At 46.9% G+C, this 17,859-nt stretch carries 14 protein-coding genes; all 14 read left to right on the top strand.

Going from position 1 to position 17,859, the window contains the following annotated elements; translation table 11 throughout:
• Positions 1-40: 40 nt before the first annotated feature.
• The 14 genes from BMX69_RS22230 to BMX69_RS22295 all read left to right on the top strand — a co-directional run bounded on the left by BMX69_RS22230 (position 41) and on the right by BMX69_RS22295 (position 17,679).
• A complete protein-coding gene (locus tag BMX69_RS22230) occupies positions 41-802 on the top strand; it encodes a lysophospholipid acyltransferase family protein (RefSeq protein WP_100043555.1) in 762 nt (253 codons plus the stop codon).
• A 36-nt stretch (positions 803-838) separates the two neighbouring features.
• Positions 839-1,975 (top strand): prephenate dehydratase, encoded by a 1,137-nt coding sequence (gene pheA / locus BMX69_RS22235; protein ID WP_100043556.1) that lies wholly within the window; start codon positions 839-841, stop codon positions 1,973-1,975.
• Between the two features lie 123 nt (positions 1,976-2,098).
• Positions 2,099-3,400 carry an ATP-binding protein gene (locus BMX69_RS22240; RefSeq protein ID WP_100043557.1) on the top strand — a complete coding sequence of 434 codons (1,302 nt, stop codon included), beginning with the start codon at positions 2,099-2,101 and terminating at the stop codon, positions 3,398-3,400.
• 36 nt (positions 3,401-3,436) lie between these two features.
• Positions 3,437-5,005, top strand: coding sequence for a Ppx/GppA phosphatase family protein (locus BMX69_RS22245; protein ID WP_100043558.1), 1,569 nt, complete (start codon positions 3,437-3,439; stop codon positions 5,003-5,005).
• On the top strand, positions 5,005-7,146 hold the full coding sequence (locus tag BMX69_RS22250) for an RNA degradosome polyphosphate kinase (protein ID WP_100043559.1): 2,142 nt from the start codon (positions 5,005-5,007) through the stop codon (positions 7,144-7,146). The genes BMX69_RS22245 and BMX69_RS22250 overlap by 1 nt, the downstream gene beginning before the upstream one ends.
• A 151-nt stretch (positions 7,147-7,297) precedes the next feature.
• Positions 7,298-8,005, top strand: a complete 708-nt coding sequence (locus BMX69_RS22255) for a response regulator transcription factor (protein WP_100043560.1) — start codon at positions 7,298-7,300, stop codon at positions 8,003-8,005.
• Entirely contained in the window at positions 7,995-9,131 is a 1,137-nt protein-coding gene (locus tag BMX69_RS22260; RefSeq protein WP_025231215.1) for a sensor histidine kinase, read from the top strand. The genes BMX69_RS22255 and BMX69_RS22260 overlap by 11 nt, the downstream gene beginning before the upstream one ends.
• A 6-nt stretch (positions 9,132-9,137) precedes the next feature.
• Positions 9,138-11,627 (top strand): hypothetical protein, encoded by a 2,490-nt coding sequence (locus BMX69_RS22265; RefSeq protein ID WP_100043561.1) that lies wholly within the window; start codon positions 9,138-9,140, stop codon positions 11,625-11,627.
• The gene (locus BMX69_RS22270; RefSeq protein ID WP_025231217.1) at positions 11,627-12,589 is read left to right on the top strand and encodes an ABC transporter ATP-binding protein; all 963 of its coding nucleotides are present in this window, start codon (positions 11,627-11,629) and stop codon (positions 12,587-12,589) included. Before BMX69_RS22265 ends, BMX69_RS22270 begins: the two co-directional genes overlap by 1 nt.
• Entirely contained in the window at positions 12,567-13,481 is a 915-nt protein-coding gene (locus BMX69_RS22275) for an ABC transporter permease (protein ID WP_100043562.1), read from the top strand. Before BMX69_RS22270 ends, BMX69_RS22275 begins: the two co-directional genes overlap by 23 nt.
• Before the next feature lie 12 nt (positions 13,482-13,493).
• Positions 13,494-14,321, top strand: a complete 828-nt coding sequence (locus BMX69_RS22280; protein WP_100043563.1) for a deoxyribonuclease IV — start codon at positions 13,494-13,496, stop codon at positions 14,319-14,321.
• 168 nt (positions 14,322-14,489) lie between these two features.
• A complete protein-coding gene (locus BMX69_RS22285; protein ID WP_100043564.1) occupies positions 14,490-15,704 on the top strand; it encodes an SPFH domain-containing protein in 1,215 nt (404 codons plus the stop codon).
• Positions 15,701-16,771, top strand: a complete 1,071-nt coding sequence (locus tag BMX69_RS22290; RefSeq protein ID WP_100043565.1) for a TFIIB-type zinc ribbon-containing protein — start codon at positions 15,701-15,703, stop codon at positions 16,769-16,771. The genes BMX69_RS22285 and BMX69_RS22290 overlap by 4 nt, the downstream gene beginning before the upstream one ends.
• Positions 16,768-17,679: a TPM domain-containing protein gene (locus tag BMX69_RS22295; RefSeq protein ID WP_100043566.1), complete on the top strand. Its 912-nt coding sequence runs from the start codon at positions 16,768-16,770 to the stop codon at positions 17,677-17,679. Before BMX69_RS22290 ends, BMX69_RS22295 begins: the two co-directional genes overlap by 4 nt.
• The last annotated feature ends 180 nt before the right edge of the window (positions 17,680-17,859 follow it).

Raw genomic sequence — 17,859 nt, forward strand, 5'->3', positions numbered from 1 at the left:
TCACCATTTTATATAATAGATGAAATGGAGGGCTAGACCAATGATACGTTTTATTCTTGTAGCAGCAACAGTCATCATATTTTTGATTTTAAGCATTCCGGTCATTATTTTCGAATGGCTGACCGGTAAAAAGGACCGCCGCCAGCGGGATATCCAGAGCCTGGCGGTGGTCCAATGGATTTTCCGGATCATTCTTCATATGGCAGGCGTGAGCATCACGGTTAAGGGTAAGGAGAATATACCTTCAGACCGGGCCGTTTTGTACGTTGGAAATCACAGGAGCTATTTTGATATTCTTGTAGGTTATGTCACGGTTCCCGACCTTATGGGATTTGTGGCAAAAAAAGAAATGGAGAAGATTCCTCTGCTTTCCACCTGGATGAAGTATGTAAACTGTCTGTTTCTAGACAGGAAGAATTTAAAAGAAGGCTTAAAGACCATACTCACAGGAATCGATCAGGTAAAACGAGGTGTTTCTGTCTGGATCTTCCCGGAAGGTACCAGGAACCGGGAGGAGAGTCCCTTAGATCTCATTCCTTTTAAGGAAGGAAGCCTTAAAATTGCGGAAAAAAGCGGCTGTCCGGTAGTACCGGTTGCAATTACCGGAACTGCGGAGGTGTTTGAGCGGCAATTTCCCCGCATGCTTCCCTCTCAAGTGACGATTGAATTTGGCAAGCCCTTTTATACAAAGGAATTGGAACCGGAATTTCGGAAATTCCCAGGCGCTTATGTAGAGAATCAGATAAAGGCCATGCTGGAAGCAGAACTGAAAAGCCAGGGAAAGATTTCTGACAGGGCTTAAGCACATATCAGATAAGAAAAAGGAATGATAAGACCCATGAAGACATTGGATTTACAGGAAATCAGAAAACAGCTTGACGGGATTGACCGTGAGATTGTATCGTTATTTGAAAAGCGGATGGCGCTTAGCGGCCAGGTGGCTGAATATAAGATTGAAACAGGTAAGCAGGTTTATGACAAGGAAAGGGAGCAGCAGAAGATCGAGGCTGTGACCGGTATGGTGGAAGATGAATTCCATAAACAGGCGGTAAGGGAGCTGTTCACTCAGATGATGACCATTAGCCGCCATTTCCAGTACAAGCTTATGGCGGAACACGGACTTAAGGCGGAATATGATTTCCGGCCGGTAAAGAGTATTTCAGTCAATCATGCACGGGTGGTGTATCAGGGAGTGGAAGGCGCCTACACCCACGAGGCGGCACTAAAATATTTTGGAGCCGATGCAGATATTTACCATGTGGACTCCTGGGAAGATGCCATGAAAGAGGTGGAGGCAGGAGCAGCTGATTATGCGGTTCTGCCCATTGAGAATTCCTCTGCAGGGGCGGTTACCCATAATTATGACTTACTTATAAAATATCACAATTACATTGTGGCGGAAACCTTCCTTTCCGTAGACCATGCGCTGCTTGGGCTTTCGGAGGCAAAGGAGGGGGACATCCAAACGGTGTTTTCCCACCCACAGGCCCTTATGCAGTGCTCTGAATTTTTAAATGCCAACAGGGACTGGAGGCAGATCAGCGTGGAGAATACTGCCATAGCTGCCAAAAAGGTCTTTGAGGATGGTGATCCGTCCCAGGCGGCGGTGGCCAGTGAGATCGCAGGGGAAATTTACGGGCTGAAGGTTTTAAAATCTTCCATCAACCATAATAAAAACAATACGACCCGGTTCATCATCCTGTCAAAGGAGCCGGTATACCGGGAAGATGCGGGAAAAATAAGCATAAGCTTTGAACTGCCCCATAAGAGCGGTTCTCTTTATAATATGCTGAGCAATTTTATCTATAACGGGGTCAACATGATGATGATCGAGTCCAGGCCCATTCTTGGAAGGAACTGGGAATACCGGTTTTTTATAGATATTGAGGGGAATTTAAGTGATGCCTCCATTCAGAATGCCTTAAAGGGAATCTCTGAAGAGGGAAGCAATATGAGGGTTTTGGGAAATTATTAGAGGCTGTGTGACTTATTATTCTACAGAAGGAAAAAGGTTGAAAGAACAGCATCTTTCAACCTTAAATTTGTGAATCAGCTGGATGTGTCCGCATATCTGCCTGATTCATTTAGGAGGCAAATTATGAAATCCCAGGAATTGATTTTGTACCGTAATTTGAATCATCGTGAACTTTTTGACAAGATCGCCGGGCTCCTGAGCCTGGAATCGGGGTCGGAAAGAGAAACAATGCCGGATTCCTATGCCTGCGCCGGTCAGCTCATTGAGCTGGCGGCTTCCTATGGCTTTGAGGGGAATCTCTGGCATTGTTTTTTAGCATTCTGCCTTGCAAACAATGAAAATGCCTATAGTACCTCCTGTGAGATCGTAGGCCCCATCGAAGGGACTTTAAATGAACTGGCTGCTCATGATTTCCGGGTCATAAAGGATTTGTTTGATCATGACATCCGAAAACTGGACCGTTTAAACCGGGGAGAGGGGATATGGACCGCCCTTTCCGATTACCAGACGGCAGATGGCAGCAGTAAGATCTATAATAAGAGGATCAGGGACCAGATCGTTGCCCTGGCCGTTGCCTTGGAAGAAGCTGAGGATGAGGCTGTTTTTGCTTCTGAGATAACAGAGTTTTACCGCAGGTTCGGAGTAGGGAAGTTCGGCCTTAATAAAGCCTTCCGCATCGAGGAGGCAATCGGCGAGCCTCAGATCCTTCCTATCACCAGCATTGAACATGTCCATTTAGATGACATCATCGGCTACCAGCTCCAAAAGCAGAAGCTGATCGAAAATACGGAGGCTTTCTTAAACGGGCGGGCTGCCAATAACGTCCTGCTGTTCGGTGACAGCGGAACCGGAAAATCCTCCAGCATTAAGGCCATGCTCAATGAATATTATGACAGAGGGCTTCGGATCATCGAGGTCTATAAGCATCAATTCAAATCCCTTTCAAAGGTCCAGGAACAGGTGAAGGATCGGAATTACAAATTTATTATTTACATGGATGACCTATCCTTTGAGGATTCTGAATTGGAGTATAAGTATTTAAAGGCGATCATTGAAGGCGGCCTTGGGAAAAAGCCGGGTAATGTGCTGATTTATGCCACTTCCAACCGCAGGCATCTCATACGGGAAAAATTCAGTGACAAAAGGGAGCTGGATGATGACTTACATAATAATGACACCGTCCAGGAAAAGCTTTCCCTGGTGGCCCGCTTTGGTGTGACCATCTATTACGGCTCGCCGGACAGAAGAGAGTTCCAGGAGATCGTAGGGGCGCTGGCCGCCCGCAGCGATATAAACATGTCTCTGGAAGAATTGTATGCAAAAGCAAATATATGGGAACTAAACCACGGAGGCTTATCAGGCAGAACGGCAAGCCAGTTTATTACACACCTTTTGGGAACAACTGAAAAGAAAGATGATATTTAAAAAGCTGATGACGAATGGGCAGTAAGGAGGAAAGGTATGGCAATACGATTATTTGCCGCCATTGATGTTGGATCGTTTGAACTGGAGCTTGGTATCTATGAGATTTCTGCTAAGACAGGAATCCGTAAGGTGGACCATGTCCGTCATGTCATTGCTCTTGGAAGGGACACCTATAATGATGGAAAGATCAGCTATGAGCTGGTGGAGGAGATGTGTCAGGTCATAAAGGATTTTGCGGATATCATGCAGTCTTATAAGGTGATCGGGTACCGGGCCTACGCAACCAGTGCTCTGCGGGAAGCGAAAAACAGCCGGATCGTGCTGGATCAGATCCGGGTGAGGACCGGTATCGAAGTGCGGGTCATCAGCAACTCCGAGCAGCGATTTATCAGTTATAAGGCCATCGCCTCAAAGGATGCGGAATTCCATAAGATCATACAAAAAGGTACAGCCATTGTGGATGTGGGCTTTGGAAGCATGCAGGTTTCCCTTTTCGACAGGGATGCCCTGGTTTCCACCCATAACCTGATGTTAGGTGTCTTAAGGATCCGTGAAATGATGGGGACCGTACAAGTCGATAACCAGATGCAGAATACCCTGATCGAGGAAATGGTGGATAATGAACTATATACATTCCGCAAGGTTTACTTAAAGGACAGGGAGATCAAAAATCTGATCGGGATAGGAGAAAGCATCCTATATCTGTCCCGGGGCAGCCGCGGCGGAAAGCCAGTGGAGCGGGTCACTGCAGAGGAATTCGCGTTTTTTTATGAAAAAATTGTAGAAATGTCCTTAGACCAGATTCAGGAACGGTTTGGAGTTAATTCGGAATACGCATCCCTCCTGGTTCCGGCGGCTATCATCTTTAAACGAGTTTTGGAACTGACCAAGGCAGAGCTTTTCTGGATTCCGGGAATCCGCTTATGCGACAGCATTGCCGCCGAATTTGCAGAGGAGACAAAGGCAGTGAAATTCAACCATGATTTTTCCGAGGACATTCTTGCGGCCTCCCGCAATATGGCAAAGCGCTATAAATGCCATGGTCCTCATACGGTGAATATGGAAAAATTCGTGGTAGATATCTTTGACAGCATGAAGAAATATCACGGAATGGGAAAGAGAGAGAGGCTTCTTTTGCAGATTGCCGCCATCCTTCACGCCTGCGGCAAATTTATCAGCATGAGAAACCCCAGCGAATCTGCCTACCATATCATCATGTCAACAGAGATCATCGGTCTGTCCCATATGGAGCGGGAGATCATCGCCAATGCGGTCCGCTACAATGGGGTGGAATTTGATTATAACAGGATCCATTTAAGCGAAGAGGTGTTCCGGAATACAAAAGGAGAATTTTCTCATGAGGACAGCATCATACTTGTGGGAAAGCTGACAGCCATTTTAAGGCTTGCCAATTCCCTGGACCGCAGCCACAAGCAGAAGCTGTCAGACACCCATATGAGCGTAAAGAACGGACAGTTGGTGGTGACCGTCTCTTATGAGGGCGATATTACCCTGGAATCCATGGCATTCCGGCAAAAAGCAGATTTTTTTGAAGAAATATTCGGTATAAGGCCCATATTAAAACAGAAGAGGAGGTTATCCTGATGACAGGCACCGATGAAATATACAACAATCCTGAGAATTATGTAAACCGGGAACTGAGCTGGATCGAATTCAATTACCGCGTGCTCAGTGAAGCGAGAGATAAAAACCTTCCTCTTTTTGAACGGCTGAAGTTTTTAAGCATCACAGCCTCAAACTTGGATGAATTCTATATGGTCCGGGTGGCTTCCTTAAAGGATATGGTCCATGCTAAATATACAAAGCCGGATATTGCAGGCCTAAAACCGTCGGAACAGCTTGAAAAGATCAGCGTGCGGACTCATGAGCTGGTTGCTTTGCAGTATTCTACTTATAACCGTTCTCTTCTGCCTGCATTAAAACAGAATGGACTCCGGGTGGTTCAGGTCCATGAGGACCTAAGCGAAAAAGAGGGAAGCTATGCGGACAGCTATTTTGAAAGAAATGTATATCCGGTGCTCACTCCCATGGCTGTGGATTCATCCAGGCCATTTCCGCTGGTCCGAAACAAATCCTTAAACATCGCGGCTCTCCTTCAGAAAAAAAGCGGGGAAGATGAACTGGAATTTGCCATGGTCCAGGTACCTAGCGTTCTTCCGAGGATCGTTGAGCTTCCCACCGGAAAAAAGGATGAACGGGCGGTCATTTTATTGGAACAGATCATTGAACGGAATATCGGCAGCCTGTTTTTAAATTACAACGTCATTACCGCCCATCCCTTCCGCATCATGAGAAATGCAGATCTTACCATAGATGAGGAAGAAGCGGAGGACCTTCTGGAGGAGATCCAGAAACAGCTTAAGAAACGGCAGTGGGGCGAGGCTATCCGTCTGGAAGTGGAAGAAAAGATGGATAAACGACTGTTAAAAATACTGAAACGGGAATTAAGCATCAGCTCCGCCGATATCTTTGAGATCGCAGGTCCTCTGGATCTGACCTTTCTCATGAAGATGTACGGAATGAAAGGCTTTAACCATCTAAAGGCAGTTCCCTATATTCCCCAGCAGGTTCCAAGGCTTATGAACGAGGACGACATATTTACCAACATCCGCGGAGGCGACATTTTGCTTCATCATCCTTATGAGACCTTTGACCCTGTGGTAAATTTTGTAAAAACCGCAGCCAGTGACCCTGAAGTCCTGGCGATCAAGCAGACCCTTTACAGGGTCAGCGGAAATTCCTCCATCATTGCCGCTTTGGCAGAGGCCGCCGACAATGGCAAGCAGGTATCGGTGCTGGTGGAACTAAAGGCCCGCTTTGATGAGGAAAATAATATCAACTGGGCAAAAAAGCTGGAGAAGTCCGGCTGTCATGTCATCTATGGACTGGTAGGTTTAAAGACTCACAGCAAGATCACTCTGGTGGTACGCAGAGAAGAGGATGGCATCCGCCGTTATGTTCATTTAGGCACCGGAAACTATAACGATTCCACAGCAAAGCTTTATACGGATCTTGGCCTTATGACCTGCAACCCTCAGATCGGGGAAGATGCCACCGCCGTATTCAACATGCTGTCAGGCTATTCCGAGCCGCTTCACTGGAATAAGCTGGTGATGGCTCCTATCTGGCTGCGGGCCAGATTCTTAAGGCTGATCCGCAGGGAGACGAAAAATGCAGAAAACGGGAAAACGGCTCATATCATGGCCAAGATGAACTCCCTTTGCGATAAGGAAATCATAGCGGCCCTTTATGAGGCCTCCTGCGCAGGAGTGAAGATCGAATTGATCGTCCGCGGGATATGCAGCTTAAAGGCGGGAGTTCCGGGCTTAAGTGAAACAATTAAGGTCCATTCCATTGTTGGTAATTTCCTGGAGCATTCCCGGATCTTCTATTTTGAAAATGACAACAGTCCGGAGCTGTATATGGGAAGCGCCGACTGGATGCCAAGAAACTTAGACCGAAGGGTGGAGATCATGTTCCCTGTAGAAGATGAAATGCTGCAGGAGCAGATCATCCATCTCCTTAAGGTGCAGTTTCAGGATAATGTGAAGGCTCATATCTTAAAAGCCGACGGAACCTATGAGAAACCTGATAAAAGGGGCAAGGTCCTGGTCAACAGCCAGGAGATGTTCTGTGAAGAGGCCATCCAGAATGTGAAAGCGGAGCTTGGCAAGTTGGATCCGGTAGGCAGCCGGGTGTTTATTCCTACGGAAAGTCAGGAGTAAGCCAATGGAAGTGTGCCCCATAGTTACCGAATTATAGCTTTTTTGTAAGAAAATAGTAAGGCAAAGATACCTTTCTTGTGGTAAAATGGATGCAGGATTTTTCTCATAAAAAGAGAAAAGCCGCTTACATAACGACAAGGGAGGTATTTTCATGTCCGAGACAATAAGCATTTTGGTTGTGGATGATGAGAAAGAGATTGCAGACCTGGTGGAGATCTATCTGGTCAGTGATGGCTATAAAGTATATAAAGCGAATAATGCGGAAGAAGGACTGGGAGTTCTGGAAAAGACCCAGATCCATCTGGTACTTTTAGACATCATGATGCCAGGAATGGATGGCCTGCAAATGTGTAAAAAAATACGGGAGACCAATAACATTCCCATCATCATGCTCAGCGCCAAGTCCACGGATCTGGACAAAATACTGGGACTTGGAACCGGGGCAGATGACTACGTGACAAAACCCTTTAACCCTCTGGAGCTGACGGCACGGGTAAAATCCCAGCTTCGCCGTTATACCCAGTTAAACCCCAACAGTGCGGTAAATGAAGCTGCTAAGAATGAAATCGCAATAAGAGGACTGACCATTAACAAGGATAACCATAAGGTGACTGTTTATGGGGAAGAGATTAAGCTCACCCCCATTGAGTTTGACATCCTTTACTTACTGGCCTCTAATCCCGGAAGAGTGTTCAGCACCGATGAGATCTTTGAAAAGGTGTGGAATGAAAAGGTTTATGAGGCAAACAACACAGTTATGGTACATATCAGACGGCTGCGGGGAAAGATGAAAGAGGATACCAGACAGAACAAGATCATCACCACTGTTTGGGGGGTAGGATACAAAATTGAAAAGTGATCTTAACCGTCGTTTTCATACCCGGGTCATTGCCAATATTTTTTACAGTGCAGTCGTCACGGTCCTGATCGAGATATTTCTGGTAACCAATGTATCTTTGGTAGCCTCCTACATGAGAAACACACAAAAGGATAATGCATTTGTTGAGATGCTCACATCCTTTGATGTAGTAGTGATCCTGATTTATGTGATTTTCGGGATCGGAATATTCACGGTCACCTTTCTCCTTCTCCAGGAAAAGTCCATGCGTTACATCAGCCGGATTTCTGATGCCATGCAGAGCATTTCTGAGGGAGATTTAAATATTACGGTTGACATTGAAGGGGATGATGAATTCTCTGTCATGGCTGCCAGTTTAAATAAGATGGTGGAAGATTTAAGAGGCCTCATGGATAAGGAACGGGAAGCGGAGCGTACCAAGAACGAGCTTATTACCAATATTGCTCATGACTTAAGGACACCCTTAACCTCCATCATCGGGTATCTGGAACTTTTGTCCGGAGAAACTAAGCTTGATCCGGAAGTCCAGAAAAAGTACATAGGGATTGCATACGTAAAGACAAAGCGGCTGGAAAAGCTGATTGAGGACTTATTCGGATTTACAAAGCTGAACTATGGGAAGATCTCCATGCACGTAGCCAAGGTGGACGTGGTGAAGCTCTTAAGTCAGCTGTTGGAAGAATTTTATCCCAGTTTTGTGGATAAGAACCTATCTTATGAGCTTCAAAGCAATGTTCCCGCCCAGATGATCTCGGCGGATGGCAACCTTCTGGCCCGTCTGTTTGACAATCTGATCAACAATGCCATCAAATACGGAGCGGATGGAAAGCGCATCCTGGTAAAGGTCCATGGCAGCGAAGAACTGGTTACCATTCAGGTGATCAATTACGGTTACGTGATCCCGGAGGAAGAGCTGCCTCTTATCTTCAATAAGTTTTACCGCGTGGAACAGTCCCGGTCTACCAATACAGGGGGAACGGGGCTGGGGCTTGCCATTGCAAAGAATATTGTGGATATGCACGGCGGAACCATTCATGTGACCAGTGATTTATCCGGAACGGTATTTACGATTAAGCTGCAGGTGGATTTTGATATTAATAAAGAGAACTTTGGAAAGATAGGGTGACAGAGAATGAAATTCAGAAAGATATCCCTGATTTGTGCCATGGTTGTCACCATAGCAGGCAGCGTTACGCTGCCTGCTTTCGGTATGGCAAATGAAACACCGGCCGGAATGGATACAGGGAATTCCTTTGCAGACGGAAATTATGCGGCTACGAATTCCGGGGTTTCCATGGATGTTTCCTATGGATATGAGGGAAATGCAAAAAGCGGACGTTACGTACCGGTAAATTTTTCATTAAAAAACCAGCTGGATTCCGAATTTCAGGGAACGGTACAGGCGATTGCCATGGAATCGGATTATGACATTTACCAATACGAGTACCCGGTTACCTTAAAGGCTTTTGAAGCCTCGGAGGAATCCTTGGATATTCCGGTGGGAAGGGCAGATGTTCTTTATGTGAAGCTTCTGGACTCCCAGGGAAAAGAGCTGATACGCAAACGCTTAAAAATGAATGTTACGGCAGATATTGCAGAACTGTTTGTGGGGGTTTTATCTGATGAGCCGGATACTCTTTCCTATATGGATGGGGTGGGGGTGAATTACAGCTCTGTCAGGATCAAGACCTTTGAGATGGATACAGAAAAGATGCCGGATAATGTCATCGGTCTGGACCTTTTAGATGTGCTGGTCATTACGGATTACGATACAAAAAGGCTGTCCACAGACCAGGTGTCTGCAATTTGGGAATGGGTGAAAGGAGGAGGGATCCTTCTTCTGGGAACCGGCAGCCGGGTGGATGATACCCTTTATGCCTTCCGATCTGATATCCTTGAAGATGATTATGCACCTCCATCGGAAAAATCCGTGGACATGGGAGTGGAATATTCCTCCAATGGTCCTGGAGATTCCTTCATGAAACTGGTTTGTGCAGACGTTTCCTTAAAAGGTGGAGCAGGAGTGCTTTCCAATGATGAATTCCCGGTCCTTACTTCTGTATCAAAGGGAAAAGGAAAGGTAGGCGTTGCTGCCTATGATTTTGTGGATATCGCTTCCTTTTGCCAGGTCCAGCGTTCCTATGTAGATAAGCTTTTTACGGCGCTTTTGGGAGAAACCAAGTTAAATGATTTGTCCTCCTACCTATACAGCGGAAATTCCGGCCAGTTCTGGTCCGTGCAGAATATGTTAAATACCGGAAACTTAGATAAGCTGCCGAACCTGGTGGTTTATGCTGCAGTGATCCTGGGATATATTGTGCTGGTGGGCCCGGGGCTGTACCTGTTTTTGAAAAAGCAGGAGCGGAGAAGGTATTACCGGACCGCGGTTGCAGCAGTTTCCCTGGCCTTTGCGGCAATCGTATACTTAATGGGAGTAGGAACCAGGTTTAAGGATACCTTTTTTACCTATGCGACCATACTGGATACTAGGTCGGACTATGTAGACGAATATACTTATATCAACATGAGGACGCCTTATAATAAGGCATATACCATTGCCCTGGATCCGTCATATGATCTGCTTCCCATCACCAGAAGCAGTTCCTATGAGATGAAGCCGGTTCCCAGATTTATGGGAAATGAGGACTATAAGGTGAATATATCCTATGGGGAAACGGACACCAGGGTTTCGGTCCAGAACGCAGCAGCATTTACCCCCAAGTATTATTCCTTAAGGAAACGGACTTCCAATACAGAGCATAAGGGCCTTATCGGTGACATCACCTTGTTCGAGGGGAACATATATGGCACTGTGACCAATGAATATCCTTTCCAGGTAGAAAAGGTTGGAATCCTGATGTACGGGAAAATGGTGGTCATTGAAGAGTTAAAGCCAGGAGAGACCATGAATTTAAACGGGCTTCCTGTCATCAATTATCCCATTAACAATTCCTTCCTGGTATCTGCCCGGGTAACGGGAAGCTATCAGTATCCCAAAGCGGACATCGAGGATCCGGCTTACATGCTGGCTTTATCAAGGACCAACATTTTAAGCTTTTATCTTGATAAATATTCCTCATTCTATAATCCGGAGGCCAGAATCGTGGCTTTCAGCAAGGACCAGTCAGACAGCCAGTTCCTTGCCGGAGGGAATTATGAAACTTTCGGCATGTCCATGTTTACATCTACCATTAATGTAAAGACAAAGAACAATGGAGAGACCTCCCGGTCCGCCCTCATGAAAACACCTACGGTGGTAAGCGGGCAGTATTATGCGGATTCCAACGCCATTTACGGCGTAGACCCGGTAGCTCTGGAGTATTTTCTTGGAAATGATCTGGAGGTGGAAACGCTGACCTTTGAAAACCTCTCTGACGAGTTTTTAAACAGCGAAAGCTTTTACTACGCCACCATCTTTAAAGGAAATATTTATTTCTACAATCACGACACTGGAAATTACGATGCCATGGACCCCAATAAATCGGTTTATAAAGCCTGGGAACTGACCCCTTATCTGTCTCCCGGCAACACGCTGACTGTAAAGTATGTATGTGACAATACATCTGAGAATAATTGGTATGTGACTCTGCCAATGCTGACAGTGGCAGGAAGGGATAAATGATGTTAGAGATTAAGGATTTGCGGAAAAAGTTTGGAAAATTCCATGCCTTAAACGGCCTGGATCTTCGTATCCCCCAGGGATCTCTTTATGGCTTCGTAGGACCTAACGGAGCAGGAAAGACCACCACCATCAAGATCATGACAGGGCTTCTTTTTGCCGACAGCGGCCAGGTGATGATCGATGGCGTGGATGTGTCCGGGGGATTAGATAAATTAAAAATGAAAATCGGCTATGTGCCGGATTTTTTCGGCGTATATGACAATTTAAAAGTCAACGAATATATGGAGTTTTTTGCTTCCTGCTATGGAATCGACGGGCTTAAGGGCAGGACCCGGTATATGACCCTTTTAGAGCAGGTAGGGCTGGAGGATAAGGTGAATTTTTACGTAGACAGCTTATCGAGAGGTATGAAGCAGCGGCTCTGCCTGGCAAGGGCTCTGATCCACGATCCCCTTTTGCTGGTCCTTGATGAACCGACCTCAGGGCTGGACCCAAGAACCAGGTTTGAATTTAAGGAGATCTTAAAGGAATTAAAGGAACAGGGGAAGACCATATTCATCAGTTCCCATGTACTTTCCGAGCTTTCCGAGCTGTGTACGGACATTGGGGTCATTGACCAGGGAAAGATGATCTTAAGCGGCAGCATGGAGGAGATTCTACGCAGGGTCAATGCTACCAACCCTCTGATCATTTCTGTTCTTGGAAATAAGGATAAGGCGCTGACCATCTTAAAAAGCCAGCCCTGTGTCCAGACCATAGCGGTGAAAGACGAGGACATCCGGGTGAATTTCATTGGAGATAACCAGGATGAGGCTCTTCTTTTGCAACAGCTGGTGGATGCCGAGGTGCTGGTACATGGTTTCTACAGGGAGCAGGGAAGCTTGGAATCCCTGTTTATGCAGATCACGGATCATGATAAAGAAAAGGCGGTGCTTGTACATGAAATTGAATCCGGTTTATAAGCGGGAGACAACGGTCAGCTCCAGAAGCTTCCGTCTTGCGCTGATCCTGGCGATTTTTAATACGATTCTGGCTTTGGTAGTTTTGCTTAATATGTACTCCGTAGTGGAGCGGGTAAAGCTGACTGCGGAGATCCAGTATTCTTCATTTACCAATTTGTACATATTCGTGGCTGCAGTGGAATTTGTAATGCTGATGTTCATCATGCCGGCGCTGACCGCAGGAAGCATCAGCGGAGAGAGGGAACGCCAGACTCTTGACCTTCTTCTTACCACGACCTTAAAGCCATGGGAGATCATATGGGGAAAGTTTACCTCATCCTTTAGCACCATGTTCCTCATGATCATGTCCAGTTTTCCTCTTCTGGCCGTATCCTTTGTATATGGGGGAGTGATGATTTATGACGTAGTACTCTTGCTTTTTTGCTACCTGGCAGTGGCCCTTCTCTGCGGAAGCATGGGAATCTGTTTTTCCACCCTGTTCAAGCGGTCGACCATCGCCACAGTAGTAAGCTATGGAGTTCTGGTCCTCATTGGCGCAGGTACCTATGCGGTCAATGTCTTTGCCCTTTCCATGGCCCGGATGAACATAAGCAGCACCTATGCCATGACTGTGGGAGGTATGGCGGATCAGACCAGTTCCGGTGCATGCTTGTATCTGCTTCTGCTAAACCCGGTAGCTACCTTCTATGCAATGATCAATGGTCAGACAGGGGATAGTCAGGTGGTAAGAAGTTTAAACAGCTGGTTCGGCCCTCATCCGGATAACTTTATCATGGAAAACTGGGTGGTCTTAAGCATTTTTATCCAGCTGGCCCTGGCTGCAATATTCATGTTCATCGCCGTAAAGGCCATTAGTCCGTCTAAAGGAAAAAAGATAAGAAAAATAAAATGACAGGAGGTTTTTATGCTTACGATCGGATGTCACCTGTCTTCCTCAAAAGGCTATTTTACCATGGGGAAGGAGGCTATAAAGATTGATGCCAACACCTTTCAGTTTTTTACAAGGAATCCCAGGGGAACCAAGGCCAAGGCCATGAACCCTGATGATGTGAATCGTTTCCTGGCCTTTGCCATGGAACATGGAATAACCCGGATCCTGGCCCATGCGCCTTACACTTTAAATGCCTGCTCCGCGGATGAAGGGCTTCGGACCCTTGCCAGGGATACCATGAAGGATGATTTAGACCGTATGGAATACACTCCCGGAAACTGCTACAATTTCCACCCGGGAAGCCACGTGGGACAGGGAACAGAGGACGGGATCCGTTATATTTCAGACATGCTGAATCAGGTTCTGACACCCAAACTTCATACCACCGTCCTTTTAGAGACCATGTCCGGCAAGGGCAGCGAGGTAGGACGGGAATTTGAAGAGTTACGGGAGATCCTGGACCGTGTGGAGCAAAAGGATCATATGGGCATCTGCCTGGATACGTGCCACGTATGGGATGCAGGCTATGATATTGCCGGTGATCTGGACGGAGTCTTAAACCGGTTTGACCGGATTATCGGCCTGGACAGATTAAAGGCGATCCATTTAAATGACAGCCAGAACCCTCTTGGGGCTCACAAGGACCGTCATGCAAAAATCGGAGAAGGCTTTATTGGTTATGAGGCTCTGAAGCGGATGACGGTTCACCCGGCTTTAAAGGGCCTTCCTTTTTATCTGGAAACGCCCAATGACCTTTCCGGGTACGCAAAAGAAATTTCCATGATGAGAGGAACAGTATAGCCAACCGATTAATGGTGTAGTATAATGAGCGAAAGAGAGTGAAGATGAGTTTACTCATCGGCACGAACGGCGAATGACGATCAGGAACCGCAGGTTCATGATATAATGAGCGAAAGAGAGTGAAGATGAGTTCACTCATCGAATAAAAACCGTTAAGGAGGAAATGACATGGGAATTGTTAAGGCACTTACTACCGCAGTAGGAGGTTCACTGGCAGACCAGTGGCTTGAAGTGATAGAAGCAGGCAATATGGGAGATCAGACCGTATTCACCAGCGGAGTGAAAATCCGGAAGGGATCCAATACAAAGAGCACAGAATATACGGTATCTGATGGTTCCGTCATTCATGTTTACCCCAATCAGTTCATGATTTTGGTCGATGGCGGAAAGGTGATTGATTACACCGGAGAACCAGGTTATTTTACCGTGAAAAATTCTTCCCTTCCATCCCTCTTTAACGGTCAGTTCGATGAGGCCATAAAGGAATCCTTTGACCGGATCCGTTTCGGCGGCCAGACACCCACTTCCCAGAGGGTGTATTTCATCAACTTACAGGAGATTAAAGGGATTAAGTTCGGTACTCCCAATCCCATCAACTATTTCGATCAGTTTTATAATGCGGAATTGTTTTTGCGGGCCCACGGTACGTATTCCATCAAGGTAACAGACCCTCTGTTGTTCTATGGGGAAGCCATACCGAAAAATGCTTCCCGGGTCGAGGTAGATGACATCAATGCCCAGTATTTATCTGAATTTTTAGAGGCTCTTCAGTCATCGATCAACCAGATGTCCGCCGATGGCATCCGGATCTCCTATGTAGCTTCAAAAGGAAGAGAGTTGGGACAGTATATGGCGGGTGTCCTTGACGACCAGTGGAAGGATCAGAGAGGAATCGAGATCCAGTCCGTGGGAATCGCCAGTATTTCCTATGATGAGGAATCAAAGAAGCTGATCCAGATGCGCAACCAGGGCGCCATGCTAAGCGATCCCGGGGTCAGGGAGGGCTATGTGCAGGGAGCAGTGGCCAGAGGCCTTGAAGCGGCAGGAAGCAATGCCAATGGTTCCATGGCAGGATTTATGGGTATGAACATGGGTATGAATACTGGCGGCGGCTTTATGGGAGCAGCCTCAAATGCCAATTATCAGCAGATGCAGATGAACCGGGCCCAGCAGGAAAATTCCATGGAACGGACCCCGGCAGGCGGAGCGGGTAAGGCCGAAAGCCCTTCGGAAAGCCAATGGACCTGCGGCTGCGGAAGTGTGAATACAGGAAAATTCTGTCCGGAATGCGGAAACCCAAAGCCGGCAGGAACATGGACCTGTGAATGTAAAACTGTAAACAATGGCAGATTTTGTTCGGAGTGTGGAAAACCAAGACCATGAGTGAGATCATAAGCTATAAATGTCCAAATTGCGGCGGGCCGCTTATCTTTGATCCGAAAAAGCAGAAGTATGCTTGTGAATACTGCTTATCAGAATTCAACCAGAAGGAAACAGAGAGCGGGGAGCCGCAGGAGCCTAAGGCAGAAAAGAAAAGCAGGGAGCCTGAGGCTCCCAAGGCAAAGAAACAGGACGGAGAGCCTGTCCTTTATACCTGCCCAAGCTGCGGTGCCGAGATCGTAACGGATGAGACCACTGCAGCCACCTTCTGCTACTATTGCCATAACCCGGTGATCTTATCGGGCAGGCTGACCGGGGAATTCCATCCGGATTATGTGGTTCCATTTGCAATGGAAAAGAAGCGGGCCGTGGAAATCTTTGAGCAATGGATGAAAAAGAAACGGTTTGTTCCAAAAGCTTTTTACAGTGAAAACCAGATCGAGAAGATTTCCGGTGTATATTTTCCTTACATGCTTTACAGCTGCCGGGCGGAGGGAAGCCTGAATGCAAAAGCAGACCGTCTGCGGGTCTGGGTAAGCGGTGACCGCCGTTATACGGAAACTCAGACCTATGATGTCCGCAGGGAGGGCTCTATGCCCGTAAAATTCGTGCCACGTAATGCCCTCAAGAAGTCCAACCGGGAGCTGGTGGAGGGCGTTCTGCCGTTTGAAACGGAGAAGATGAAGCCCTTTTCCATGGGGTATCTATCCGGCTTTGTGGCAGAACGGCGGGACATGGGAGAGCAGGAATTCTCTGAGGATGTAAAGTCAGAGGTACGCCTGTTTGCCGAGCAGTCCTTAAAAAACAGCATTACCTCCTATGATTCTGTGAGGGTTCAGAATCAATCCGTCCGCCTGGAGGACGAACGATGGGAGTATGCACTTTTGCCGGTGTGGACTCTAACCTACCACGACGGGGCAAAGGACCAGATGTATTATTTTACAGTGAATGGGCAGACCGGTAAGGTATGCGGTAAGCTTCCTGTGGACCGGAACAAACTGATGCTTCTGTTTATGGAAATATTCCTGCCCGTATTTCTTGCTATGCTGATTGTGGGGTATCTGATATGATGAAAACAAACGGACTGTTCCTTCGGATAAGCAAGGTAACCGTTTTACTGTTCATGGTTCTTCTGTTTCTGATCATTCTTTCCGGTGGCATGAAAGCTTTTGCCGAAAGCCAAAGCCCGGGAGGTGCATCAGGGGAAAAGCGGGTATATGATGAAGCCGGACTATTTTCCCAGGAAGAAATAGAGACATTTGAAACTCAGATCCAGGCGATGAGAAAAGAAATGAACATGGATGTGGTGATCACAACCACAGACCAGGCAGGTGGAAAGTCGGCCGGACAATATGCGGAGGATTTCTACATAAGAGGAGCCTACGGGGTTGGAAAGGATTACAGCGGGGTATTGTTCCTGATCGACATGGATAACAGGGAGCTTTACATCCTTCCGGTAGGAAAGATGAACCGCTTCTTAACGGATAAGCGCTGGAATTCCATTCTGGATTCCGCTTATGACGAGATAAGTAATCAGAATTACGGAGCTTGTGCCGGGAGCTTTCTGGACGGTGTGACCAAATATTACAAGGCCGGAATTCCCGGAGGACAGTATAATTATGATAAAGAGACAGGAAAAATAAGTGTTTACCGCAGCATCCGGTGGTATGAGGCAGCCCTGGCGGCCCTTATCGGGCTTATTGCAGCGGCCTCAGCCTGTAGGGGAGTAACCAGCCGGTATTCCATGAAAAAGGAGAGAGGCGGGGCTAAGAACTCGCTGATGGCCTATCGTGCAAACTGTCAGTTCCGGTATTCGGACCAGTTCGACCATTTGGTGAACAAAACCGTGACCTATATGATCATTCCACGGAATCAGGGGAATACAGGCGGGGGCGGCGGCGGTTTTTCCTCCGGCGGCAGGAGTACTACCCATACCTCCTCTGGACGTACTATGGGAGGCGGAGGGCGGAAATTTTAATTTAACCTCATCAAATAGCGAAGCGGATTGCGAATATCCGATTGACTTATCGCACTGAATATATAAATAAAAACCTGCCGGGAAAAGCAAGGACTTTTCCCGGCAGGTTTTTTATATGATGGCTGTTATTCCATTGTGCAGACGGCTGCTGCAGATTCGCTATACGATGTTTGTTCTTCC

It is taken from the genome of Lacrimispora sphenoides JCM 1415 (assembly GCF_900105615.1).
GTDB classification, from domain to species: domain Bacteria; phylum Bacillota; class Clostridia; order Lachnospirales; family Lachnospiraceae; genus Lacrimispora; species Lacrimispora sphenoides.